This window comes from Fulvivirga ulvae (assembly GCF_021389975.1).
GTDB classification, from domain to species: domain Bacteria; phylum Bacteroidota; class Bacteroidia; order Cytophagales; family Cyclobacteriaceae; genus Fulvivirga; species Fulvivirga ulvae.
Genome location: NZ_CP089981.1, coordinates 5,655,094 through 5,680,603, shown reverse-complemented (window position 1 = coordinate 5,680,603; position 25,510 = coordinate 5,655,094). Strand labels below are relative to the sequence as shown.

General features: G+C 41.7%; 16 protein-coding genes. 11 read left to right on the top strand and 5 right to left on the bottom strand.

The annotated features are described in order from the left end of the window. Positions 1-250: 250 nt before the first annotated feature. Both LVD17_RS23880 and LVD17_RS23875 read right to left on the bottom strand, forming a co-directional pair. Positions 251-2,497: an ATP-binding protein gene (locus tag LVD17_RS23880; protein ID WP_233762073.1), complete on the bottom strand. Its 2,247-nt coding sequence runs from the start codon at positions 2,495-2,497 to the stop codon at positions 251-253. Positions 2,498-2,658: 161 nt separating this feature from the next. Next, entirely contained in the window at positions 2,659-3,486 is an 828-nt protein-coding gene (locus LVD17_RS23875) for a universal stress protein (RefSeq protein ID WP_233762071.1), read from the bottom strand. A 382-nt stretch (positions 3,487-3,868) separates the two neighbouring features. Here LVD17_RS23875 and LVD17_RS23870 point away from each other — a divergent pair, with 382 nt between their 5' ends. The 3 genes from LVD17_RS23870 (at position 3,869) to bshB1 (ending at position 5,767) form a co-directional block, all read left to right on the top strand. Further along, on the top strand, positions 3,869-4,306 hold the full coding sequence (locus LVD17_RS23870; protein ID WP_233762069.1) for a hypothetical protein: 438 nt from the start codon (positions 3,869-3,871) through the stop codon (positions 4,304-4,306). Between the two features lie 116 nt (positions 4,307-4,422). Continuing rightward, positions 4,423-4,839, top strand: a complete 417-nt coding sequence (locus LVD17_RS23865; RefSeq protein WP_233762067.1) for a hypothetical protein — start codon at positions 4,423-4,425, stop codon at positions 4,837-4,839. A gap of 208 nt (positions 4,840-5,047) precedes the next feature. Beyond that, positions 5,048-5,767, top strand: coding sequence for a bacillithiol biosynthesis deacetylase BshB1 (gene bshB1, locus LVD17_RS23860; protein WP_233762065.1), 720 nt, complete (start codon positions 5,048-5,050; stop codon positions 5,765-5,767). A 94-nt stretch (positions 5,768-5,861) separates the two neighbouring features. Here bshB1 and LVD17_RS23855 read toward each other — a convergent pair whose 3' ends face one another. Together LVD17_RS23855 and LVD17_RS23850 are read right to left on the bottom strand one after the other, a co-directional pair. Further along, the gene (locus LVD17_RS23855) at positions 5,862-6,671 is read right to left on the bottom strand and encodes a DUF6503 family protein (RefSeq protein ID WP_233762063.1); all 810 of its coding nucleotides are present in this window, start codon (positions 6,669-6,671) and stop codon (positions 5,862-5,864) included. Between the two features lie 71 nt (positions 6,672-6,742). Next, the gene (locus LVD17_RS23850; RefSeq protein WP_233762061.1) at positions 6,743-7,639 is read right to left on the bottom strand and encodes a YihY/virulence factor BrkB family protein; all 897 of its coding nucleotides are present in this window, start codon (positions 7,637-7,639) and stop codon (positions 6,743-6,745) included. 219 nt (positions 7,640-7,858) lie between these two features. On the opposite strand from LVD17_RS23850, the gene LVD17_RS23845 reads away from it, so the two are divergent. From LVD17_RS23845 to LVD17_RS23825, 5 genes are all read left to right on the top strand, one after another. Then, positions 7,859-10,402, top strand: a complete 2,544-nt coding sequence (locus tag LVD17_RS23845; protein WP_233762059.1) for a M1 family metallopeptidase — start codon at positions 7,859-7,861, stop codon at positions 10,400-10,402. 97 nt (positions 10,403-10,499) lie between these two features. After that, positions 10,500-13,586, top strand: coding sequence for an ATP-binding cassette domain-containing protein (locus tag LVD17_RS23840; RefSeq protein ID WP_233762057.1), 3,087 nt, complete (start codon positions 10,500-10,502; stop codon positions 13,584-13,586). Positions 13,587-13,804: 218 nt separating this feature from the next. After that, entirely contained in the window at positions 13,805-14,335 is a 531-nt protein-coding gene (locus LVD17_RS23835; RefSeq protein WP_233762055.1) for a YfiR family protein, read from the top strand. After that, positions 14,335-16,128 (top strand): ATP-binding protein, encoded by a 1,794-nt coding sequence (locus LVD17_RS23830; RefSeq protein WP_233762053.1) that lies wholly within the window; start codon positions 14,335-14,337, stop codon positions 16,126-16,128. Before LVD17_RS23835 ends, LVD17_RS23830 begins: the two co-directional genes overlap by 1 nt. A gap of 1 nt (position 16,129) precedes the next feature. Continuing rightward, positions 16,130-17,032, top strand: coding sequence for a histone deacetylase family protein (locus LVD17_RS23825; RefSeq protein ID WP_233762051.1), 903 nt, complete (start codon positions 16,130-16,132; stop codon positions 17,030-17,032). On the opposite strand, the gene LVD17_RS23820 is transcribed toward LVD17_RS23825, so the two are convergent. Beyond that, complete coding sequence (locus LVD17_RS23820; protein WP_233762049.1) at positions 17,023-17,397, bottom strand: hypothetical protein; 375 nt, start codon at positions 17,395-17,397, stop codon at positions 17,023-17,025. The two genes, LVD17_RS23825 and LVD17_RS23820, sit on opposite strands and share 10 nt — an antisense overlap. A 220-nt stretch (positions 17,398-17,617) precedes the next feature. On the opposite strand from LVD17_RS23820, the gene LVD17_RS23815 reads away from it, so the two are divergent. The 3 genes from LVD17_RS23815 (at position 17,618) to ligD (ending at position 25,389) form a co-directional block, all read left to right on the top strand. Beyond that, positions 17,618-18,073 carry a ferritin-like domain-containing protein gene (locus LVD17_RS23815; protein ID WP_233762047.1) on the top strand — a complete coding sequence of 152 codons (456 nt, stop codon included), beginning with the start codon at positions 17,618-17,620 and terminating at the stop codon, positions 18,071-18,073. Positions 18,074-18,307: 234 nt separating this feature from the next. After that, positions 18,308-22,885, top strand: a complete 4,578-nt coding sequence (locus LVD17_RS23810) for a T9SS type A sorting domain-containing protein (protein ID WP_233762045.1) — start codon at positions 18,308-18,310, stop codon at positions 22,883-22,885. 182 nt (positions 22,886-23,067) lie between these two features. Continuing rightward, positions 23,068-25,389, top strand: a complete 2,322-nt coding sequence (gene ligD / locus LVD17_RS23805; protein WP_233762043.1) for a non-homologous end-joining DNA ligase — start codon at positions 23,068-23,070, stop codon at positions 25,387-25,389. Positions 25,390-25,510: the final 121 nt, after the last annotated feature.

Below are 25,510 nucleotides of genomic sequence, written 5' to 3'. Positions count from 1 at the left end.
TGCAGGTTCCTGTTTTGCCACTACAGGACAATCTGATTTAAATGATTATAACGACCAGGCAGCATAATGATCTTTAAGAATACTGTATTTGTTGGAAATCGAAAATAAATACGCGCCACATGAAAGCCCTGCCATAAAATAATCGCTATTTGGCATGCATGCAATGAAATATGATAATGTGTCTTTTAACTAACTTGTTCACCTCATAATAATCGATACCATGCCTGAGCGGCTGGCCATGACTTATCCGTTACGCCTTTGGAAATGACACAATAAAAGTACTTCCTTTCCCTGGTCCATTTTCACAGGTTACAGTACCACGCATGGCGTCAACATATTTTTTAACAATGGCAAGACCTAAACCTGTAGAGCTTTCTCCATCAGTAGGCCGGGCCGTGAGGGTCTCATATTTGTTGAATAGTTTCGGTTGATCTTCTTTACTTATTCCGGGACCTTCATCTGCTACCTTGGTAATGATTTTATTGCCTTCTTCCAGAAGACTTATAAAGACGTTTTCTCCTTTGGGTGAAAATTTGATAGCGTTTGATATCAGGTTTTGAATAACCTGTTCATAGTAATTTTCGTCGATCAATGCCTGCAGTTCCGTATGGGTTTCCTGGAATTTTAGTGAGATATCTTTTTTTCGTGCCAATACCTGAAAATCTTCTACGGTTTTTTTCAGAATAGGGTAGACCTTGACTTCATGAAGGGTTACCTCATCCTTATTTTCAATGGCCCCCACATCCAGTATCCGGTTGATCATTTGTGTGGAACTGTTGGCACTGGAATGGATCTTTTCGAGATATATGTTTAGCTCGGGAGGTATATTATCTACTGATTTTTTAGCGATGTCGATCAGGCCTAAGATCTGGTTCAGAGGACTTTTGAGATCGTGAGCCACAACCCCCATGAGCATACTCTTTTCTTCATTAAGCGCTCTAAGCTCTTCATTGACCTCTTCCAACTGAAACTTTTGTTGCTCAACTATTCTGTTTCTTTCCTCCAGTTGATCTCTTTGCGCAATAATCTCCTCATTTTGGGCCTCTATTTGTATATTCCTTTCGGCCAGTTCAAAATTAGCCCTCCTCTTCAGTCTGGAGTATCGCCATATGATGACAGCAAGCATTAATACTATTACCAAACCTGCTACGGTTACCCTCTGGATGAGGGCCTGCCTGGATATTTTCTGATCAGCTTCCAAGGCCATTCTTTGCTGCACAAAATTAAGACTGTCACGCTCTTTCTGGAACTCGTATTCAGCTTCCATACGTGCCAGCTTTTTGGTGGTTTCTTCATTGTACAGGGAGTCCTGTGTAGTATAGAAAATCCTGTAAAACTTAAGCGCATTTTTAGGGTCACCAACCGCCTCATAATACTCGTGCAAATTCGAACTGGCCTGATTGAGTAGTTCCGTATTTCCGATTTCTTTGGCAAGTTCATAACCTTCGTTTAACGGGCGGTAGGCCTTTAAGTAGGCCTTTTGCTCCAGGTAAACTTTACCAAGGCCATTCAGGGCCTTGCTTTGCCCCCATTTGTTATTGAGCCCTTCCATGATAGTGAAGGAGTTTTCGTAAGCCTCAATGGCTTTATCATAACGCTTCTGCTCTCTCAGTATCTGACCTATATTATTGAAAGTCAATGCGATTCCATATTCATTACCAGTCTCTTTATCCAGCTCCATGGTTTTATGGTAATACTCGAGGGCTTTTTCATATTCACCGCTGTTTTCATAGACCAGCCCCAGGTTATTTAGAGCATTGGCCATACCGGATTTGTCACCCAGCTCGGATACAATTTCGAAAGATTTATTGAAGTAGATGAGAGCCAGATCATACTGTTTTTGCTTTCGGTAGATCACACCAATATTATTGTTAATTAAACCCACGTAGTGTTGATGCCCCTTTTTTTCGGCATAAGAAAGGGCCAATTGATACAATTCGAGTCCTTTTATGAAACTTCCCATATCTACGTATGCCACCCCGGCATTCATCGCATTCTTCATTACTCCTGTGCTATCATGAAGTGCATCAAATAATTTGACAGCCTTTACCATATAGGTTGCGGATAACTCTACTTTCCCCTGCAGGTGGTGGGCAAATGCCAGGCCATTGTAAAGATAGCCGACAGCGGATTCGTTGTGCCTGCCTTGCTTTTCCAGCAATTGAAGACCTGATTCAAAGTTTTCTACTGCTTTTTCAAATTCCCTTTCAGCAATAAAAACCCGGCCCCGGACATCAAGACCCATGGCTTCTCCTGTAGTAAACTCAATGGTTTTAGCCAGGTCAATGGCCAGGTTTGCGTAGTGCAGGGAAGAGTCTGTGTTAACCCTTTTCCAGCTTTTTGCCAGCTCAATATAAAGCCTCACGATGGAGGTGTCCTCTTTTACGACAGCAAGCCTGGCACTAAGGCTATCCGTTTGAGAAGTCTGCCCGAAGAGGGTAAAACTTCCAAAAATAAATACAATACAATTAATGATTCGGAGGTGAATAACACTCATTTACGTAATATATTTAGAAAGCACTCAAGGCAGCGGAACTGCTCTATAAGTGAAATTCAACTTGGGCCAGGCAGAAACCTTCAAAGTTAACCCTTTTAATTTAAAAGCTATCAACAAATTTGTTACTTAAATAATTACGTATGTATCAAATAATCAGTCGTTTATGTGGGGAGTGTTAGCACAGGTATCCCTGTATGGAAAATTATTTTTTTACTTTGCCGGCCTTTCATGAGTATCTCAAATAACTGGTGCTTTCGCGGTATCAGGGTAAGCAGGTCGATTTTATGGTCCTGACAGTAGCTATTCAACCCTTCCTCTATGTCATCAGCTTGTAGCAGATGATAGTGATGTGGTACGTCCTTAAAGTAGCGTTGCAATTTTTTAGCTTCTTCAGCTTCTTCAATGCTAAGCGCTTTTTGTTTACTGATGTGAACAATATGTATTTCGGATCCAAAAACATCGTTGAGTAAAAGCAGGGGGTCAATAAGACCAACATGCACATCTTTATAATCACTTGCCAGTGCTATTTTTTTAAGAGGCCGGTATCCTGCATTTTCAGGGATGATCAGTACAGGCACTGCACTGTTTTTTGTGACGGCAAAGGCATTGGTGCCGAGTATGATCTCATCTATGCCGTGCGCTCCCTTAGTACCCATTACCACCATGTCTGGATGAAATCGCCGTGACTCCGCAATGAATGCATCGACCACTGATCCGTGTTTGATCACTGTTTCGTATTTAACCTCTGATAATTCGGGTACGTCATGTACCAATTTAGAAAAGTCTTCCTGTATATCTTCTTCTATACCGCTTACAAGCGTATTAACAATTGAAATTGCACCCATTTCTCCATGCGTAACAGGTACACTAAAAGCATGCATAAGCAGTAAGTCAGCCGGCATTCTTTTGCCAATGTGTATTGCATATTTCAAGGCATTTTTCGAACATCTCGAAAAATCCATCGGGACCAGAATTTTTTTATGTGCCATGGTTTTAAGATCTAATCATTTAATTAATACTTCTTCCTTCTTATGGTAAGAAATTTCCCAAATAACTTTTTGAAGAGTTTTACCGGGCTTCTCAATATCTTCGTTCAGCTTCATTATCTATATATTTTTATAATTGAATAGCAATACACTACGCACATGATTCGGTTGTTGTTTTGTCAGATGTCAATTTACAGGTGCCATTACTATAATATAATGATTTTACAGCACTTGTTCTTATGATAAAAATCATTTTTGCAAGGCCGGGAAGTAGAGTGAGTAAGATATCCTTCCGTTGCGGATTTTAAAGCAGAATTTATTTGTTTATATTGACAGTATGGCAAAATGTTTTAGACCTATATTAGGTTTTATGTGTTTTTTTGTGATGTCCTCGGCACTCCGTGCGCAGGATATTGTGCCGTTCAGGTCAGACTCCACTTATAATTTCGAACTCGATTATAATTTCAAAACAAAGCCGGCGCCACCCCATGGTGAAATTTCGTATACCGAATACTATGACAAGTCCAGTGACATGCTTCCATATGTTTCTATTAAAATATCTTTACTCGGCCTGAGTGAAAATGACTTTCGGGTTAAAGTGGTTAACAACCAGGGAAATCAGGTTTACAGTAGAAAAATGAAGTTACCTATGGAGTTTGATGTGGAACTCGGATTTGCTGAAGACCTAAAGGAGAAACTGGTACCCCACCTTTATTACGTATACTTCTTCGATAAGGAAAGAAACCTGCACTCGCGAATAACAATAGAAGTTACTGAGACAGGAGACTTCCTTTTAAATGATAAGATTTACGGAAAACTCTAAATCTGATTTTTGGAAAAAGTAAATTTCAATGCACTGTAAATCAGATGGTTGTGTTTTGTTTTTGGTTTTGGCCTCATAATTGTTTCTCCCCTTAATGAAAACTAAAACTTACGGCTATGAAAAAACAAATACTACTCTCATTTATAATATTACTCGTTCTTTCTTCCTGTCATCTTACGGTAGTCGAAGAACCGCATGTACATGTTGACGTAAGGGACCGGTTCCTTGGAGTGTTTGAAGTGGAAGAATACAGTGAGACTTTTGATGCCTATAGCTATTATCATATTGATATTGTTGCATTGCATGGCGAACCGTATTCGGTAATACTAAGAAATTTTTACGGTGCAGATATCGATGTGATAGCCGATGTTGAAGGTAACTACTTGTATATTCCCTCGCAGGATGTGGGTGGTTTTCATATAGAAGGTGAGGGTAGTGTATCAGGCAACAGGTTAGAATTATCTTACTATGTCCATGATTATCTGGCATATCGTGATATAACAGACCACTGCCATAGCGTGGCCTGGAGATAGGTATTTGTGTTTTGTTTGAGTTTGACCTTTGAGAAGGTTGCTTCAGAAATCCTGAGATTGACAGCGAAGTTGGAAACGGTTTTTGAGGCAGCCTTTTTTTGTGCTTTTAGATTAAAAGACAAAGTTTAAACGCTGAATATCAGGATCAAGGTGCCTTATTGATGTTTTTTTGGTTAGTTTAGCCGATATTTTTCAAATATTGGTATTTATGAAGCTTGATATTTTAGCATTTGCAGCACATCCTGATGATACGGAGCTAAGCTGTGCTGGTACTTTGGCAGCACATATTGCAATGGGATACAAGGTAGGTGTTGTAGATTTTACACGGGGGGAGATGGGCACAAGAGGCACTGCAGAGATCAGAGACCATGAGGCCAGGGAGTCTGCGAAAATACAGCAGCTTTCAATAAGGGAGAATTTAGGGTTTGAAGATGTTTTTTTTGAAAATGACAGAAAACATCAGTTGGAAGTAGCCCGTGCTGTACGTAAGTATCAGCCGGACATAGTTTTGGCCAATGCAATTACCGACCGCCACCCTGACCATGGAAAGGCAGCAAAGCTTGCTGTTGATGCTTGCTTTTTGGCTGGTTTAAAGAGGGTTGAGCTAGAAGATGAAGAAGGAGAGGAGTTAGCGCCGTGGCGTCCCAGAGTGGTGTACCACTATATTCAAAGCAACTTTATCGGGCCTGATTTTGTAGTGGATATCAGCAAGTATTGGTCTGTTAAAATGCAGGCTATAAAAGCGTTTAAATCGCAGTTTCACGATCCTGGAAGTAGCGAACCTGAAACGTTTATTTCTAACCCGGAATTTATGAAAATGCTTGAAGCCCGGGCTAAGGAATTTGGTCACAGAATTGGCGTTGAATATGCAGAAGGCTTCACCATAAACAGAACTATGGGCATCGAAGATATTACCAGCCTGCTGTAGAATAGGCACTGCTCTTTAAAATAATGGCAATAACAAAAATGCCGGAGTACAGGCCATAGACTGTTCCGGCATTTTTCGTTTTCGGAAAGCTATTTTATGGCGTCTTTAGACTGTCTATCTCCGCATTTTCAGGCATATCAAATAAAGCCTGGTCAGGTACTTCCTCAGAAAATACTACATTTGAGAACTCTGCCCTGTACCTTAGTTCACCTATACTGTCGGATTGGAATTTATAGCCCTCCATAACAGCAGGCACCAGCAATCCATTTACTTTCTGCCAGTCAGTATACCGGAGTGCATTGTAATTTTCATGCTTTTCCCCGCTAAAATAAGTTACGGTGTAAAGCAGAAGTTCCAGCTGGTAAGTGTCGGGGTTGAAATGAGCTATGTACAGATCATCGTCTGCGTCGCCTACGCCTTCTTTAAAAGAGATTTTCAATGCCCTGTAGTTTTGGCCTGCAACTGATCTTTCTCCCAGGTCCTCGTACTGAATGCCTGGATCTGACAATACAAATGGGACAGCAAAAAAGTAAAAAATAAGATTATGATAAAACCTGGGAGGCATATCACCAAAAGTCGCCTTATCGGGAGACACCCAAACATTGCTGCCATCCATACCTAAAGTATAGTTGCTACCCGTAATCAGCACTTTTCTTGACTTGAGGTCAATTAGCTGAGTTTCTGTTTTTTCACTTCCAAGCGTGGTTTTCACATCATACTGCAGACTGTTGAAAGCCTGCCATTGCTGTAGTCCACCGTGAGATTTCAGTGCATTTTGAAGTAATGTGGGGTATGATACAACTTCTTCTTCAGTCGAAATATCAGTAGAGTCAGTGTTTTCCTGCGATGACTGTTTCCCGCAGGAGACCATTACAACGAGTATTATCAATAGTTTATATTTCATAATCGGGAATTTAATTGTCAAAATTAGTAAAAGCATTTAAGCTCTTCATGTCGGTGGGTTGACAAAGTTAATTATTCTCTGACCACCGAAACAGTATATTGTTCTGCATTCTTTTTGGGCTTTATATCAGAACCCACGGCCCTGGCGTATGTTCTGGTGAAAGCAGCACCATAATACATGATTAGTGAAGAGTAAAAAATGAATAGCAAAAGCAGCATAATGGAAGCGGAAGTTCCGAAAATGTCGTTGAGGTTATCTGTAATTAAAAATCTGCCTAAAACGTACTTACCGATGTTGAAGAGAATCGCAGTAAAGAAACCACCGACCAGGGCATCTTTTCCTTTTAATTTGGCATCAGGAAGATATTTAAGCAGAATAGTAAACCAGAGAGTAACTACCAAAAGTGACAGTATAATACTCACTCCCTGGATCAGCAAGGCATCTACAGAGGGGATAAGCTCGTCCAGATAGCTTTTTAATACAGCAACGGCAGTATCCGCAAAGAGTGAAGCGACGAAAAGTAATCCGCCGGCAAATATGATTAACAGAGATTGGGTGCGTTGTTTCAGGGTATAAATAAAATTATGTGTTTTCTTTATCCGGATATTCCAGATATGATTAAATGCCTGCCTGATCACATGGAATAATGTGGTGGATACAAAGATTAGAAATACACTTCCTCCGATGGTGATCCATATGCTACTGGCCTGATCCCTGAAGTTGTTCACAATATTTCTGATCTCCTCAGCAGCGCCATCTCCAAATTGCATTTCGATACGGTCATAGAGCTGGTCTGATATTTCCTCCTGCTGAAAATAGAGACTGAGAATATTGATGATAATTATAATAATAGGAGCAAGCGAGAACAATGTAAAAAAGGCCGTGGAAGCTCCCAGTAACAAGGGCTGATTGACCTTCAATAAACTGAATGAGTCAATTAAGATCTTCCCGAATTTCTTGATGTGCATAACGATTAAGTTGAATATTTTATACGATATTCATCTTTTTAACAATATACATAGCTGCAGGTTCAGCCTGTACCATGCTGCCGGAGTAAGCCATGATGACCATATTAATTTAAATATTAAAGGCGATTTAAATAAATGCAAAGTATTGAATTTATTTTTTATGTTTATGGTATGACACACTGCCGTTTTAGATTATTTACCCTTTTAATAATCATTTTATTGCACGTTTCATGTTCTGAAAAAGGCGATAACCTGTTAGCTCCCGGTATTTCAGAACAACTGGCCAATGTTAGAAAATCAGTAATTGATAATATTACCTATGAGCTGCATTTTGATATTCCTCATGACCAGAATGACCCTATTCATAGTACGGCAAGGATAACCTTCGATCTAAAGGAAGACAAGGATGACCTGCTTCTGGATTTCAACGCCGACCCGGAAAAACTAAAGGCCATAGATGTAAATGGCAGCCCTGTCGATGTTCAGTGGGAAGAGGAGCATATTGTAGTGCCGGCTGGCTTATTAAAAAAAAGTAATATCATTGATATACAATTTGATGCCGGCGAGCAATCCCTGAATCGCTATGAAGATTATCTCTACACGCTTTTCGTACCTGACCGTGCCTCTACCTGTTTTCCTCTGTTTGATCAGCCTGACCTAAAAGCCAGGTATAAGTTGTCTTTAACTATTCCTTCAAAATGGAAAGCTGTGGCTAATGGCAGCATCATTTCCAAGGATAATACCGGGGCGAAAACCACTTATATATTCAAGGAAACACCTGTTATTAGTAGTTACCTGTTCTCATTTGTAGTGGGTGACTTTAAAGTCGTTTCCAAAAATATAAATGGAAGAAAACTTAACATGTATCACCGGGAGACAGATTCAGTTAAGCTTTCTAATAACACTGAGGCTATATTTGACTGGCATGTAAAATCATTGGAGTGGATGGAGAGCTATACAGGTATAGATATGCCATTTGAGAAATTTGATTTTATACTTATACCTTCTTTCCAATATGGAGGTATGGAGCATCCGGGTGCCGTTTTGTACAATGCCTCAGCACTGTTGCTTGATCAGTCCTCAACACTGAATCAGCAACTTAGTCGCGGCCGGCTTATCGCCCATGAAACAGCACATATGTGGTTTGGAGACCTTGTTACCATGAAGTGGTTCAATGATGTATGGCTCAAGGAAGTGTTTGCCAATCTGATGGCTTCCAAAATAGTAAACCCGGGCTTTCCCCAGGTAAATCATGACCTCCAGTTCCTCACAGCACACTATCCGAATGCTTACAGTGTAGACCGCACACTTGGCACCCATCCGATACAGCAACCTCTTGATAACCTTAAGGATGCGGGCACTTTATACGGATCCATTATCTATCAGAAAGCCCCCATAGTAATGAGAATGCTGGAAGAGGGGCTGGGGCAGGAAAAGTTTCAACAGGGGCTTCAGGAATACCTTGAGAAGTTTGCCTTTGGAAATGCGACCTGGGATGAGCTGATCAATATACTGGCAAAAGATGCTCCGTTTGATGTGGAAAAATGGGACGAACACTGGGTGAAAGCGGCAGGAATGCCGGAAATACAATACATTATAGGGACCAAGGATGAGAAAACCATATCAAAACTTAACATCTGGTCTGCCAATAATCAAATGGAAATGGATGACGACCTCTGGTGGCTGCAGGACCTGGAAGTATTACTGGGCTATCCCGATTCTGTTAGCTATCATGCTGCCAACTTGCTTACCAGCAGGGATAAGCCCGATTTTAAAGGAGATCCGTTTCCCGAATATCTTTTTACCAATGGAGGCGGGCTTGGATATGGCTATTTTAGGATGAACGCAGACTCTAAAGAGTATCTGATCAGGAATGTTGATGGCTTTACTGATCCTGTATTAAGAGCTGCAATCTGGATTAACCTGTATGAGGCCGTGCTCAGAGGTGACATAACACCGGATAAATTGCTAAACAGGGCAATTGAGAGTTTGCCAAGAGAAGAAGAAGCACTGATCACCGAATATATAACCGGCATCATCTATACCATTTACTGGAAGATGATTTCAGATGAAAACCGGGTTAAACTGGCTCCGCGGCTAGAAGGAATATTGCTTAATATGATGTTGCATACTCCATCCACCAATTTAAAGTCCACCTATTTTAATGCATTAAAATCCATAGCCATATCAGAAAACGGTGTGCTGGTACTGAAAAACATATGGAACGAAGAAATGACACTTGAAGGATTACCCCTTTCCGAAAGAGACTTTACCAGCCTGGCATATGAATTGGCAGTGAGGGAAGTTGAAGACTACCAGAGCATACTTATGGAACAAGGCGAAAGAATTACTAATCCGGACCGTAAAAGGAAGTTTGATTTTATCAGGCCGGCGCTATCGGAAGATGAAACTGTGCGCGATACTTTCTTTGAGGGACTTAAAGAACCCAGGAATAGAGAGAATGAAGCCTGGGTGCTGGAGGCCCTTAATTATCTGCATCATCCCTTAAGGTCAGAAAGCTCAGTGAAATACATTACCCCCAGTTTGGAAATACTCCGTGAGATACAAGTGACCGGGGACATATTTTTCCCCAAGCGCTGGCTGAACAATACCCTGGGCGGACATAGTTCAGAGAAAGCGGTCGATGAGGTAAGGCAGTTTTTGTATAAGCACAATGATTACCCCACAAGCCTGAAAAATAAGATACTGCAATCTGCCGATCTGCTTTTCAGAAGTGTGGAAGTAAGACGCAATCAGGATTAGTTGCCACTGCTTTTTAAATTTAATTGCTGTTACTGTTGCTTTGCAGAGTAACCTTTTATTATTTAACCATTTACTTTAAAACGAAGGACGCCCATACATGAGTGAGGAACTTCTTAGAGCTATAATTCAGTTATTTGCGATTGTTGCCAAAGAGAGGGTAACAGAAGATGAGCGTGCCAATATCAAAGAGTTTCTTTCTGTACACCTTAATCAGGAAGCCATAGGTTTTTACTTAAACCTGTTTGATAAGTTCTGCTGCGAAAATGACCTGGAGCAACGGGAAGGGCTGAACCTGGACGATGACACCCTGGAATTTGTCGGGGATTGGGGTAGGATAATGGCTATAAGCAAACAGGTTAACCGGGCACTCACCATGCAGCAGAAAGTAGTGTTGGTTATTAAGATCATAGAACTTGTTTTTGCAGATAATGAAATTTCCGAACGGCAGGGGAACCTCATTTTCTATATTGGCGAGGCCCTGAAGATATCCAGGCGGGATATGGTGGCGTTGCGAAAGTTTGTTACAGGGCAGGATCTCGACGAGCTGGCATCGAAAGATGTACTTATCATTGACGAAGGCTCCGGAGAATATGAATTTGACGGCCCAAGGCTGGTAGCTAAAAACCTTACAGGACTGATTGCTATTTTAAGGCTTTCCAATATTGAGACCTACTTTATCAAGTATCTCGGTATATCTGTACTTACACTCAACGGTATTCCTTTGAAGAGCCGGAAAATCGACATTTTTCCAACAGGAAGTACTATAAGAGGAAATAAAATTGATACCATTTACTATAGCGACGTAGTCAGTGAGTTTTTACAGGGGCAGGTTGAAAGCAAAATTACATTTAGCGGAGAGCACCTGTTTTATCACTTCAAAAGTGGTCGTGCCGGTCTGCAAAATGTAAATATTAGTGAGCAGGGAGGGAAGCTGATCGGCATAATGGGTGCCAGTGGCTCTGGTAAATCTACTTTGCTTAGCGTGATCAATGGCTCTGAGCGGCCTTCCAGCGGCCGGGTGCTGATTAATGGCACAGACATTTACGAACACCCCGAAGAAGTAGAAGGTGTCATAGGCTATATACCTCAGGACGACCTGCTTATCGAAGAGCTTACTGTATTTGAAAACCTTTACTATTCCGCCCGCTTATGCTTTGGCCAGTACACCCGGAAGGAAACTGAAGACCTTGTTGACAAAGTACTCATGAACCTGGGCCTGATGGACATAAAAAACCTGAAAGTGGGGTCACCTCTGGATAAAACGATTAGTGGCGGACAGAGAAAAAGAGTAAACATAGGCCTGGAACTACTACGAGAGCCCAGTGTGCTGTTTGTAGATGAGCCAACGTCGGGACTGTCCTCCCAGGACTCCGAGAATATTATGGATCTGCTAAAGGAACTTTCTTTACGGGGCAAAATGGTGTTTGTAGTGATACACCAGCCTTCGTCAGATATTTTTAAGATGTTTGACAGCCTGATCATACTGGATGTTGGCGGTCTGCAGATCTATTATGGCAACCCTGTTGAAGCAGTGACCTATTTTAAGGAGATTACCAATGCCGCCAATAAAAACCAAAGTGCCTGCCCGGAGTGTGGCAATATCAATGCGGAGCAAATATTTGGCATAATCGAAACTAAGATTGTCAATGAATACGGGCGCCTGACAACCACCAGGAAAGTTTCGCCCGGGCAATGGTACCAGTATTTCAGGGAGAAAATTAAGCTTCCTAAAATTAAGCATGTAAAGGAGCGCATTAAGGTAATGCAGGAAATACCAAACTGGTTTCGCCAGTTAGGGGTTTACCTTACGCGAGATGTACTTTCAAAGATTGCCAATACCCAGTATATGGTAATTAACTTCCTCCAGGCGCCAATACTGGCATTTTTTATGGCTTTCCTTGTGCGTTATTACGGTACTCTTGAAACTGACAACGCGTCTTACTCTTTTTTTGAAAATGACAATATTCCTGTCTATTTTTTCATGAGTATTATTGTAGCCCTGTTTATGGGGCTTACCATAAGTGCCGAAGAGATTTTCAGAGACAGGAAGATCAGGAAAAGGGAACGGTTCCTCAACCTGAGCCGAAGTAGCTACCTGGCATCTAAAATTGCCATTTTGTTTCTTATCAGCGCCATTCAAACGGCTTCTTTCATTCTAATTGGCGACTGGATACTTGAGATTGAAGGCATGGGCCTAAGGTTTTGGCTGATATTATTCAGTAGTTCCTGTTTTGCCAATATGCTAGGTCTCAATGTTTCTGCCTCGTTCAATTCAGCCGTTACCATTTATATTCTAATACCTATACTGCTGATCCCTCAGCTTTTACTAAGCGGCGTGGTGATCAACTTTGACAAGTTCAATCCAAGAGTAAGCACTATGGATGGGGTACCCTTGATAGGGGAAATTATGGCATCCCGCTGGGCCTTTGAAGCTGCCATGGTTACCCAGTTTAAGGATAACGAATATGAAAAACAGTTTTACACCATAGATAAGAAAGCAGCCAATGCCGAATACAAAAAACTCTATTACATACCCAGGCTAGAGTCGGAGCTTGCTTATGTGTTTAACAACATGAACAAAAGGCTTACCCCTGAGGCCGGGAAAATGCGCCAGTCATTAGAATTGCTGAGAAATGAAATTGGTAAAGAGCTAAGAGCTGTTGGCGATGATAAATTCGGGCACCTGGACTTATTGGTATTGGAAGAGTTTGATTCTGCAACATATGTTTCGACCAGTGAGTTTCTCGATAAGCTGAGACAGATGTATGTGAACAGATACAATGAAGCACTAGAAGAGAAAAACAGGAAAATTGAGGCTATGGCAGATACTACTGAAGGGCTTGAAAAGTTAGACTCATTAAGGTTAACATATCAGAATGATGCCATTCTTACGGCTGTTCAGAACACAAACAGTACTTACAGAGTTATAGAGTTGAACAACAGGCTTGTACAAAAGATTTACCCAATCTATTTTGAAGATTTTGAGCCGGTCAGCTATCTCGATATCAGGACGAAGTTTTTTGCCCCGAAAAAGCATTTTGCAGGAGCCTATATCGATACGTTGTTTTTTAACATACTAATGATCTGGTTTATGTCTTTGATTCTGTTTATTACATTATATTACAGGGTGTTACAGCGTATCATTCTCTTTTTTACTACACGGAAGAAAAGAGTGCGGACATGAAAAACAGCTCCCGGAAGATAGCGCCTAAATGTTGGTAAATTCAGGTTTTATTATTTATCTTATTAGTTATTTCAAAGCTTTCTTTATTTTAAATAAAAGGAAACTCTGCAATTTATTGAATCTGTAGTGGTAGAAGTAAAAGCATTTGTTTGTAAATTAAATGAACGGAAAACTCCTGATATAACGCAGGTGGTGCTATTTTGCAATGAGTTGTGCTTATGAGATCCTTTTTAAAGAAATATGGCCCTGTTATCCTGTGTTTTCTTTGCTTTAACGTTGAAGCTCCGGCTCAGATTGGCGAAACACGTTTGAAAAGTATCTGGCTCGAAAAATTTTCCAAATTCATAGAATGGCCTACCTCTGACACGTTAGATTACTTTACCATAACGATCCTGGGAGAAGGTGATATCAATCAATACCTGTACGACATTTATAAAAACCGAACTATCAAAAACAAGCCGGTTAAAATTAATGTCATTGATAAAATAGACAGCCTTGAAAACTGCAATATCCTTTTTATTAACACTGAACAAGCCAAAGATCTGGACAAGGTACTGGATAAAGTACGGTCAAAACCAATACTTACGATAGGTGATACCCAGGGTTTTGCCAAGAAGGGAATAATAATTAACTTTTATCTTGAACAGAATAAGGTCCGGTTTGAGTTAAATATATCAGCAGCTAAGTCCAGCGGCCTGGATGTTGATTTTCGTTTGTTGGAAGCTGCAAGAATTATAAAGAAGATATAATGCTGTTCTTTAAAAAACTAACCATAAAGAATAAACTGACGGCCATCATATTGTCCGTGACTATATCTGCCTTATTGATTAGTTTTTCATTCTATAGCTATTACTCCTATTATAACACCCGAAAAGCAGTGCTGAACCAGATGGATGTCACCGCCAGACTCATCAGCGAATACTGTGTGGGGCCGCTCATCTTTGAAGACCAGAACGGTGGACAGGACATCATTGAGAAGGTAGCCAGTATACCTGAAATAAGCCATGCCTATATACTGAATAAAGATAATAGTCTCTTTGCCTACTACAAAGGAGACCAGGCCATTGCTCCGGATACCGCCATGCTGCTGCTGAATAGCGAGCAATACTTCCGGATAAGTAAAATGGTGGAGTATAAAAAAGAGAACTACGGTTCAGTATTGCTCCTTGTGCCAAAGTCCCTTGTCACCCAGATGGTGAGAAAGGATGTAGTTTACCTTTTGGTTATTTTTACCATTATAGTCATTCTTTCGGTCTTTTTTACCAATAAACTACAAGGCTATATTTCAAAACCCATAACCAGGCTGGCAGATTTTGCCGAAGATATAGCTATCCATAATGATTATTCCCAAAGTATTTCACATGATGAAAAAGGTGAGATCGGTTATCTGTACGACAGGTTCAATCATTTGCTTTTCCAGGTACGAAAAGAAGAAATAGAGCAGCTAAGGATCAACCGGGCCTTAAAATTAAGTAAGGAAAACTATCAGAACATCTTTCAGAACTCTATAGTCGGAATATTCAGAATAGATGTGCATTCAGGCAAAATTATACAGGCAAACAAAAGAACCTGGGATATCCTTAGCATGGATCCGATTTTTCATGACAGCATCTTTAAATACTTCCAGAAGACCGAAAACCTTTGGGGTTTACTGAGATCATTGCTAAATAACGGGTTTATCGAAAACAGTGAGTTAAAGATATCAACCAGGGATAACTACTCCGTCTGGATAAGCGTTTCCGGGCGGCTAAACCAAAAAGAGGGGTACTTCGAAGGCGTAATACAGGACATTTCAGAAAAGAAAAAGAACTTTATAGAGCTACAAAAGGTAAATTTTGAACTTGACAATTTTGTTTACCACGCCTCACATGATCTAAGGTCTCCGTTGAGAACCATCCTGGGATTGATCCATATTGCAGGATTAGAAAAGTCCAGGGAAAATATATTTAAAATACTTGGGCGCGTGGAAGTCAGTATTAAAAGACTGGACAAACTTATAACCGATCTCCTGACGTTTTCAAGAAACGGCAGAATTAAAGGGCAGATAGAGGAGATCAGTATTAAGCGGATGATAGAGACTTCAATTGAACAAATTGATCCCGTTAAACTTGATAAAATAAGAGTTTCGGTTGAAGTTTCGGAAGATAGTGTATTCAAATCCGATCCGGTCAGAGTGGGCGTAGTTCTCAATAACCTTATAAGCAACTCCGTAAAGTATCAGGTAAAAGGGAACCCTGACCAATACATGAAAATAAAGGCAGATGTGACAGAAGAAAGTCTTGTACTCCAGATTGAAGACAATGGAGAGGGCATACCTGCGGAAAGCCTGAGCAAAATATTTGATATGTTCTATCGTGCTTCCGAGAATTCCGAAGGTTCCGGTCTTGGTTTGTACATAGTACATAATGTTTTGGAAAAGCTCGGTGGTCAGATCCACATTGCATCTGATCCGGGCAGGGGGACAACCGTCCAGGTAACACTGCCTAATTTTGCCAACCCTCAATTATCAAGCCTACTGTCCTTACTGGAAGATAGCCCTTAATATGTTAAAAATCGCCTGGTCAGATATTTATAGTCATCCACTGCCTGAAAATCATCGTTTTCCGATGATAAAGTATGAGCTACTTCCTGAACAATTGCTTTATGAAGGAACGATAAACAATAATAACATTTTCAGCCCTCAAAAGCCGGAAGAAAGTTTAATATTAAGTACCCATAATTCGAGTTACTGGGAGAGATTAAAGAGCTTATCGCTTACCAGGTCAGAGGTCAGGAGAACTGGTTTTCCGCTTTCGGCACAATTGGTGGAAAGAGAAGTAACCATTGTCAATGGTACAGTTCAATGTGCCCTGTATGCCATGCAATACGGTGTTTCAATGAACATTGCCGGAGGGACACACCATGCCTTTTCTGACAGGGGAGAAGGCTTTTGCTTGCTCAATGATATAGCTGTGGCCTCTAACTATTTGCTGGAAAATCAACTGGCCAGGCAAATACTGGTGGTGGACCTGGATGTGCATCAGGGTAATGGTACAGCTGAGATTTTTCAACATGAGAGTAGAGTATTTACCTTCAGCATGCACGGAGCAAATAACTACCCGCTGCATAAAGAGTGCAGCGACCTGGATATAGCCCTGCCTGATGGTACACAGGATAATTTCTATTTAAATACACTTGAAAAAAACCTGAAAAATTTGCTTGACCAGGTTCAGCCCGATTTTATATTTTTTCAATCCGGAGTAGATGTCCTGGCTACTGATAAGCTGGGGCGGCTGGGTTTAAGTATAGCGGGTTGCAGAGATAGAGATAAACTGGTGCTACAATGTGCGAAAGAGCGAAACATTCCGCTAGTGGCTTCGATGGGAGGCGGTTACTCAGAAGATATTAAAGTCATTGTTGAGGCACATGCCAACACCTACAGGTTAGCACAGGAAATTTATTTCTGATTTTTGGTGGCGGCGCTACCTTGCCAGAGAGAGTTATTTTTATAGTATTCATTAATTCTTGACATCACATCTTCTTCATGATTATCCAGTTCTTCCTGAGTAAACTTTGGTGCTTCGGATATCCATTGAGGGCCAAAATTTACCCGTAGCTCATTGGACTTGAGGTGGAGATAGAACAGTTTTGACGGAATAGCCCTCAACACATCCTGTTCTTCAGTCAGATTGGCAACACTCCTTTCCTTGAAAATGATGTATTTATGATCCTGATACTTCTGAAACCCTCTAATTTCCCCAATTTCACCGTATATGGGGTGATAAATGCTCTTGTTGATCAGTTTTTTTACCAATAGCTCTTCCAACTCCATATTTGTCTGGTGTTTAACACAATAATTAATCTGACAATTTCCTTACCAATACAATTTAATCACTAATATTATGATTTTGTTTACATGATAGTGTGCGTTCTACCCCACAAGCGAGACTTTATTTCTCACAAGAGTATATAAAGTTACTGATAAAGAGCGATTTAATCAATGGCAGAATTATGGTATTTTCTTTTGTAAAAAACCAATAAAAAAAGATGCCATGGAAACAAGAAAAGAAATAATTGAAAAGTTAACCCAGCTGCTCACACGTAATTATGATGCGGAAAATGGCTATAGGGAAGCTGTAGAGGATGTTGATGACCCAAAGTTGAAAAAGTTCTTTAAAACATATGTGGAACAGCGTTATAAATTTGGGCACGATTTGAAAGGAGAGATTAAAAACCTGGGTGGTGACGCCGGGAAAGGTAAAGGGACCAGTGTTACCGGCGACCTACATAGAAAATGGATGAGCCTGAAAAAAGCAATAAGCAGTAATAACGAAGAAGCCATTCTGGAAGAGTGTAGAAAAGGAGAGATGACTATATGGGGAGACTATAATGAGGCACTTGCCATAAACGATTTGCCACCATCCACCAACTCCTTGCTCAGGAATCATAAAACCAAAATAGACGAAGCAATTTTTCAACTTATGGAATTAAAGGCCGAATATGCTTAGCACCAGCTAATATTTCATGCCTGGGTTAAGAAGGCACGTTATAGCTTATCAGTTTAGTGCTGGTCTGCCTTTTTCTTTTGATAATCAGTTAGTTATGGGTGTTGTGCGAAAAATACCTGAATTGGTTTTATATTATCTAATTTCATAAAGATAATTTAATATTTGAGCTTCTTGGTTTTTGTGATGTATTATCTACCTTTAAGCTAATAATCAACTACTTAAACCTATCCTCATATGAAACAACTTTACAGGCTATTGTCAATAGTTCTGATGATGCACATTTGCCTGGGTGCTTACGCTCAGGGCATTTTTATCAACGAAATCCATTACGATAATGATGGCGCCGATATCCAGGAAGGCGTTGAAGTGGCAGGACCGGCAGGAACAGACCTGTCAGGTTATACCCTGGAATTTTACAATGGCAGTGGAGGGGCTCTCTATGCCTCTGTTTCCCTTTCAGGGATCATTACAAACCAACAAAATGGCTATGGAGCCATTTTCTTTGATCAGGCAGGTGTTCAAAACGGATCGCCAGATGGTCTGGCTTTGATCGATGCCGCTAATAATGTTATTCAGTTCCTTAGCTATGAAGGCTCATTTACTGCTGTAGGTGGTAGCGCAGACGGATTGCTTAGCACCGACATTGGTGTGAGTGAAAGTGGCTCAACTGCTATTGGTAATTCATTGCAGCTAGCCGGTAACGGTACAGAATATACCGATTTTAGCTGGCAGAGCGACTCACCATCCAGCTACAATGCCATTAACCCCGGCCAGAGCTTCGGTGCGGTTGAGATCAATCCAGTGATCAATGAATTTGTATTTAATCATACAGGTTCCGATACCAATGAGTTTGTTGAGATCTATGGTGCCCCGGATACTGATTACTCAGACCTTTGGCTGCTCGAAATAGAAGGAGATAGCCCGTCAGCAGGTATTATTGATGAGGTTATTCAATTAGGGACAACCGATGCGTCAGGTTTTTGGACTACCGGACTGTTAAACAATGCCTTTGAAAATGGTTCTGTATCGCTTCTACTGGTTAAAAATTTTACCGGCTCATTGGGGGATGACCTCGACCCTGAAGATGACGGCGTATTGGATACTTTATCATGGGAGTCGGTAATTGATGCAGTAAGTGTTTACGATGGTGGCACAGATGATCTTAACTACCTGGGCACACAGCTTACAGCCGATTTTGATGGATCCACATTTACAGTTGGGGGGGCATCAAGGATTCCTGATGGTCAGGATAGCGACACAACCAGTGATTGGGTGAGAAATAGCTTTGCAGGAGCCGGTTTGCCAGATTTTCCTACAGCAGTAGCTGAACCCGGAGAGGCCATCAATACACACGGTGCTTCAAATACCGAACAGGACGGACCCGCGGCAACATTGGTCATCAATGAGATAGATGCCGATACTGACGGTACGGATATTGCCGAGTTTGTGGAGCTTTATGACGGAGGTGTCGGAAATACTTCACTGGACGGATTAGTGCTGGTATTTTATAATGGTAGCAATGATCAAAGCTACAACGCTTTTGACCTTAGTGGATTCACTACTAATGAGCAGGGATATTTTGTGCTTGGTAATAACGGAATACCCGGGGTCTCCATTGAATTCCCATCTAATGGCCTGCAAAACGGCGCAGATGCCGTAGCGCTTTATTCCGGTACAGCCGCTGATTTTCCTTCAGGCTCTTTGGTGACTGAGACAAATCTTATTGATGCAGTGGTTTATGATACCAACGACAGTGACGATGCAGAGCTTTTGGTGTTGCTAAACGCCGGTCAGCCGCAACTCAATGAAGATATGAACGGCAATAAAGACCTTCATTCTTTACAGAGGTATCCTAATGGAGCTGGCGATCTCAGGAACACTGACACATACCTGGCAGCTATTCCAACCCCGGGATCGGCCAATACAAACCTCACTGAGCCTTTAAGCATCGTGATCAACGAAATAGATGTGGACACTCCGGGATCAGACGAAGAAGAGTTTATTGAACTGTACGATGGCGGCGCGGGTAATTCACCTCTTGATGGTCTGGTAGTTGTGTTGTACAATGGCAACGGTGATGCCAGCTATAATGCGATTGACCTGGATGGGTACACTACCAATGCAGAAGGCTATTTTGTGCTTGGTAATGCGGCTGTTCCTAATGTTGATCTCATCTTCGCAAACAATGGTTTACAAAACGGAGCGGATGCTATTGCACTTTACCAGGCAGATGCGACTGATTTTCCTAATGGTACATTGGTAACTACCGCAAACCTTGTTGATGCAGTGGTTTATGGTACTAATGACAGCGATGATGCAGAACTTCTGGTGCTGTTGAATGCTGGCGAAGCCCAGATCAATGAAGATGCCGGAGGAGATAAAGACAATCAATCACTTCAACGGTTGCCCAATGGTTCCGGAGGAGCAAGAAATACCTCCTCCTATGCAACAGAAACTCCTACACCAGGCGCAGAAAATGGTGGTGGTGTGGTTGAGCCAGGCGAGGTGATCACCATTGCAGAGGCTCGTTCCAAAGCCATAGGAGAGCCAGTAACGATTCTCGGTATACTTACAGCAACCGATAACTTTGGTGGTCCTGCTTACCTCCAGGATAGCACTGCGGGTATTGCGGTGTTCGATGCAACAGTACATGGAGATATGCTGTTCCAGATTGGCGATTCTGTAAAGATCACTGCTGTTCGGGATGCATTCAATGATCAGGTGCAGTTGGTCAATGTTTCTGTAGTAGAAAACTTCGGTCCGGCCAGCCAGCCTGTTGTTCCAAAGGTAATCTCTCTTAGTGAGTTGAGCCTGCATCCAGGTGAGTTGGTGACAGTGAGCAACGTTACTTTCCCTCAACCCGGTCACCTGCTTTTTGGTAATTCCAACTATGCAATTACTGATGCCAGCGGCTCAGGAGAGCTCCGGATAGACGCAGATGTCGAAGAACTTGTAGGATATGCACAGCCGGATACCTGTAGTGTAGTGTCCGGAATTGTCGGTCGTTTCCTGAATATTTACCAGTTACTCCCCCGAAACGCCGGAGATATGCCGTGCGCACAGAAGTACGAACCTATAGGTGATGACCTGAGTATACCTGTTTCCGAAACTTTTGATATTGCAGCTTGGAATATTGAGTGGTTTGGAGATGAAAATAATTCACCTGCAGCAGGTAACCCTAACTCAGATGCCATACAAAAAGATAGTGTAAAAGCCATTTTGCAGCAACTTGATGCAGATGTGATTGCAGTAGAAGAGATCACCGACCTGGCCCTATTCGACCAGTTGATCAGTGAACTACCAGGATATGACTATGTACTTTCTTCTGCTACCTCTTATCCGGGAAGTGCAGATGCTCAGCATGTTGGGTTTATTTACAATACTGCCACGGTGGTGCCTGATACTACAGCATCAAGAGCACTTTTGTCAACGGTTCATCCATTGTACAATGGTGGCGATGCGTCATTCCTCACAGGATACCCTGAGGATCCCTCACGTTTCTGGGCCAGCGGAAGATTGCCCTACATGCTGGTGGCTGACGCCACAATAAACGGTGTTACCAAGAGACTTCATATGGTAGCCGTGCATGCCCGAGCCAATGGCAGTTCAGGTGCCCAAAGCCGGTATGATATGCGTAAGTATGACGTAGAGGTACTAAAAGATTCTTTGGACACTTATTATGCAGATGCCAATGTGATCATGCTGGGTGATTACAATGATGACCTTGACTTTACTGTTGCCGATGGAGTATCATCTTCTGCATCTACCTATGAAGCCTATGTGATGGATACGGCATCATACGAACTGCTGACATTAACCTTAAGCGAGCAGGGTTTCCGCTCTTATGTGTTCAGAGAGAATATGATCGACCATATTATTTCCTCTGATGAGCTTGCAGAAGCCTTCATTGATGGCTCGGTCAGAGTCGGTTATCAATACTATGACAGTGATTATGCCTCAACAGTGTCCGATCATATGATCGTATCTGCCCGGTTTGAATTTGAAGAAGAGGTTACCTTTAATGATTTTACAGCAGTAAATGTAGTTTCATTTGTTCAGGGAAAAAGAAGGAATGGCAGACCGGTACACTGGACAAGAAGCTATCCTGAAAAAGCCCTGGGACAACCACTTGAAAACTTCTATTTCAACTTCGTAAGTCTTGGCTTTGGAGGAGAGATCACCCTGGAACTCGACAATTATATGTACGACCTGCAGGGCAATGAATTCAGACTTTTTGAAAGTACATTCGGTCCTCTCAACTTGCCGTGTTACTGGTATCCTGAATCCGCGGAGGTGTTCGCATCAGAAAACGGGTCAGATTTCTATTCACTCGGTACCACGTGCCAGGATGGTGAGTTTGATCTGGCCACTGCAGGCATTAAGAAGGCCAAGTATATTCGCATTAAGGATGTATCCCAGCCATCAAACTTCTTTGGCAATGCTGATGGTTACGATGTAGATGGTATTTATAACCTGATTCGCGAAAAAGGCAGAAACGGAGCAAGAACAAGTGTCCTGGAAGATCATGAAAACTATGTGCCTAATGAAGTGAGTGGGTTTGAGATATCTGTTTATCCCAATCCATTCACCAGCTTTGTAAACCTTACCTTTACTTCGGAAGAAGATACACAAGCTACTGTGCAGGTGCTGGACATCATGGGTAAAGAGCATGCGCATAAGAAAGTAGACCTGAATTTCGGTGTTAATGAATACAAGCTGGATATGGAAAGTTTTCCTGAAGGGATTTATATTATCAAAGTCCAAAGTGAACTTGATGGCCTGGAAAAAGTCATTAAGGTTGTGAAGGAATAACGATCAGTTTATAATTATAAAAGCGCCCGAACGGAATTATATTCATTCGGGCGCTTTTGTTTTCAAAATTATAATCATTTTTTTCAAGGCCCTGATCGTATGGGTACATTCAACAATGTCAGGATAAAGCTGTTGTTTCTTATAATCATAGAAAAACCATTGGAAAACACTAAATTGTATTCATGGGGCGTGATTCTCAATTTGTTCAGATTGGTAAACGCAGGTTAGAACTGTCAAACCTTACCAAGGTATTGTACCCGGATGACCATATCGTGAAAGCTGAAGTTATCCAGTATTACCTGTCCGTGGCGCCAACCATTCTTTCACATATAAAGGGTCGTGCGCTTTCTCTGATCCGTTTTCCGGACGGAATTGATGGTGAGCGGTTTTTTCAAAAAAACAGACCGGAGTGGGCTCCCGATTGGCTGGAGTACGTGGCCCTGGGCAGTGAGCAAAAGAAAGATTACATTATGGCCACCGAAGATGCCTCGCTGGTATGGCTTGCCAATATGGCCTGCCTGGAGCTGCATCAAATGCACGCCAAACGCCCTCATCACGACCACCCCGACTATATCGTTTATGACCTCGATCCACCCGAAGAATATGATTTTGAAAAATTGAAAGCCTTGGTCTTTAGTTTAAAAGATCATATAGAATCATTTGATTATCAGTGTTTTGTGAAGACTACCGGAGGAAAAGGTTTACATATAGTAACCCCGGTACAGGCAAAGTGGACTTTCGATGAATGTTTTGAAGCAGCAAAGGATATTGCGCAACCTTTTGTGGAGAGGCAAAAGGAAGCTACACTGAATATAAAGAAAGACACCAGAAAGGGCAGAGTCCTTATTGATATTTATCGCAACAGGAGTAGTCAGACCATAGTGGCACCTTATAGCCTGAGGGGTTATCCGGGGGCTCCTGTTTCTATGCCTTTGCCGTGGGAAGAGCTTGAAGATATTGAAGGCTCGCAGGCATATAATATAAAAACAGCTTTTGAACGTGTACGCGAATATGGTGATGCTTGGGAAGGTATGGGAGCATATGCTGTTGAATTACATACGAAGAGGAAGAAGGGGGCAAAAGGCAGGGTGCTAGGTACAAATAAACACTATAAATCACCAGAGCAGCTTAAGGAATATGGCAAAAAGCGTGATTTCACAAAGACTCCTGAGCCCAAAGCCCTTTTCAGCGGTGGGGACGATACCGGCTTTGTGGTACACCGCCACCATGCCTCACATCTGCATTACGATCTTAGACTGGAAGAAGGAGGTACACTTAAATCATGGGCTGTGCCCAAAGGTTTGCCTTCTATGCCCGGGATCAAAAGACTGGCTATGGAAACAGAAGACCACCCGCTGGAATACATCACCTTTGAGGGGGAGATACCCAAAGGGCAATATGGTGGTGGCAAAATGTGGATTTATGCTAACGGTCGTTATGAAATAGGCAAAAAGAAAAAAGACGGCTTTTACTTTACTCTTAATAGTCCCCAGATCAGCGGTGAATATCGCATGCACCAAATGAAAGGTAAGGAATGGCTTTTGGAGCGGGTTGACACCCCTCAAATTAACTGGCTTAATATACCACCCGAGCCAATGATGGCCAGTACATCTAACAAGGTACCTGAGGGTGAAGAATATATCTACGAACTTAAATGGGATGGAATAAGGAGTATTATTATCATTAATGAAGGAGAGGTCAATATCTGGAGCAGAAACCATAAAAACCTGAATAAGCAATTTCCGGAGTTGATGGTCGCTGATAAAGCCTTTAGAGTTACAAATGCTGTAATTGACGCTGAAATTGTTTGTTTTGATAAAGCAGGTAAGCCTGATTTTAAAACAGTAATACATAGAATGCAGCGAACAGGGACATCTGAAATAGAAAGAAGCTCTAAAAAGTACCCTGCTTACTGCTATGCCTTTGACATCCTGTATTTGGACGGAAGATCTTTAATCAACGAGCCCCTGCTCAGGCGCCGTGAATGGTTGCAGGATTCTTTGAGAAAGGACATGCCTTACAGGATAAGCGAAGCCGTTAAAGAAGGGAAGGAGCTCTTTGAGGCAACTAAAAAGATGCAATTGGAGGGGATAATGGCTAAGGATGGCAACAGCAGGTATATACCAGGTAAAAGGAGTACAAGCTGGGTAAAAGTGAAACCAAAGCAAACGGCTGAGGCCTTTATCATAGGTTACACGGAGGGCAAAGGCGACAGGGAAGGGGCCCTGGGAGCTTTGCATTTGGGACAATATGTGGATGGAAAACTGGTGTACCGGGGAAAAGTGGGCACGGGTTTTAATGATAAAATGATAAAAGAACTATTCTCAGATCTTTCCGGCCTGCAAGAGATCAATAAACCAGTGGATGAAGATCCGTTAGATAAGGCTAGAACCATCTGGGTAGAGCCTAAATTGGCTTGTGAAGTGGAGTATTCCATGATTACCGGAAATGGAAGTTTCCGAGAGCCCGTTTTTTTAAGATTAAGACCCGATATGGTGGAATGAATTATTAATAATATTGACTATTAACGCATTATATTCATATATTTATATTATTACTTGATGTAGAATGCTGCATCAGCTAATAAACAATCAGAGCGCTCTTTTCGTTATTTTAACAGAACCT

Excerpts from the sequence above, each read along its gene's own strand:
- LVD17_RS23880 (WP_233762073.1), bottom strand. The coding sequence starts at position 2,497 with ATGAGTGTTATTCACCTCCGAATCATTAATTGTATTGTATTTATTTTT.
- LVD17_RS23875 (WP_233762071.1), bottom strand. The coding sequence starts at position 3,486 with ATGGCACATAAAAAAATTCTGGTCCCGATGGATTTTTCGAGATGTTCG.
- LVD17_RS23870 (WP_233762069.1), top strand. The coding sequence starts at position 3,869 with ATGTCCTCGGCACTCCGTGCGCAGGATATTGTGCCGTTCAGGTCAGAC.
- LVD17_RS23865 (WP_233762067.1), top strand. The coding sequence starts at position 4,423 with ATGAAAAAACAAATACTACTCTCATTTATAATATTACTCGTTCTTTCT.
- bshB1 (WP_233762065.1), top strand. The coding sequence starts at position 5,048 with ATGAAGCTTGATATTTTAGCATTTGCAGCACATCCTGATGATACGGAG.
- LVD17_RS23855 (WP_233762063.1), bottom strand. The coding sequence starts at position 6,671 with ATGAAATATAAACTATTGATAATACTCGTTGTAATGGTCTCCTGCGGG.
- LVD17_RS23850 (WP_233762061.1), bottom strand. The coding sequence starts at position 7,639 with ATGCACATCAAGAAATTCGGGAAGATCTTAATTGACTCATTCAGTTTA.
- LVD17_RS23840 (WP_233762057.1), top strand. The coding sequence starts at position 10,500 with ATGAGTGAGGAACTTCTTAGAGCTATAATTCAGTTATTTGCGATTGTT.
- LVD17_RS23835 (WP_233762055.1), top strand. The coding sequence starts at position 13,805 with ATGAGATCCTTTTTAAAGAAATATGGCCCTGTTATCCTGTGTTTTCTT.
- LVD17_RS23830 (WP_233762053.1), top strand. The coding sequence starts at position 14,335 with ATGCTGTTCTTTAAAAAACTAACCATAAAGAATAAACTGACGGCCATC.
- LVD17_RS23825 (WP_233762051.1), top strand. The coding sequence starts at position 16,130 with ATGTTAAAAATCGCCTGGTCAGATATTTATAGTCATCCACTGCCTGAA.
- LVD17_RS23820 (WP_233762049.1), bottom strand. The coding sequence starts at position 17,397 with ATGGAGTTGGAAGAGCTATTGGTAAAAAAACTGATCAACAAGAGCATT.
- LVD17_RS23815 (WP_233762047.1), top strand. The coding sequence starts at position 17,618 with ATGGAAACAAGAAAAGAAATAATTGAAAAGTTAACCCAGCTGCTCACA.
- LVD17_RS23810 (WP_233762045.1), top strand. The coding sequence starts at position 18,308 with ATGAAACAACTTTACAGGCTATTGTCAATAGTTCTGATGATGCACATT.
- ligD (WP_233762043.1), top strand. The coding sequence starts at position 23,068 with ATGGGGCGTGATTCTCAATTTGTTCAGATTGGTAAACGCAGGTTAGAA.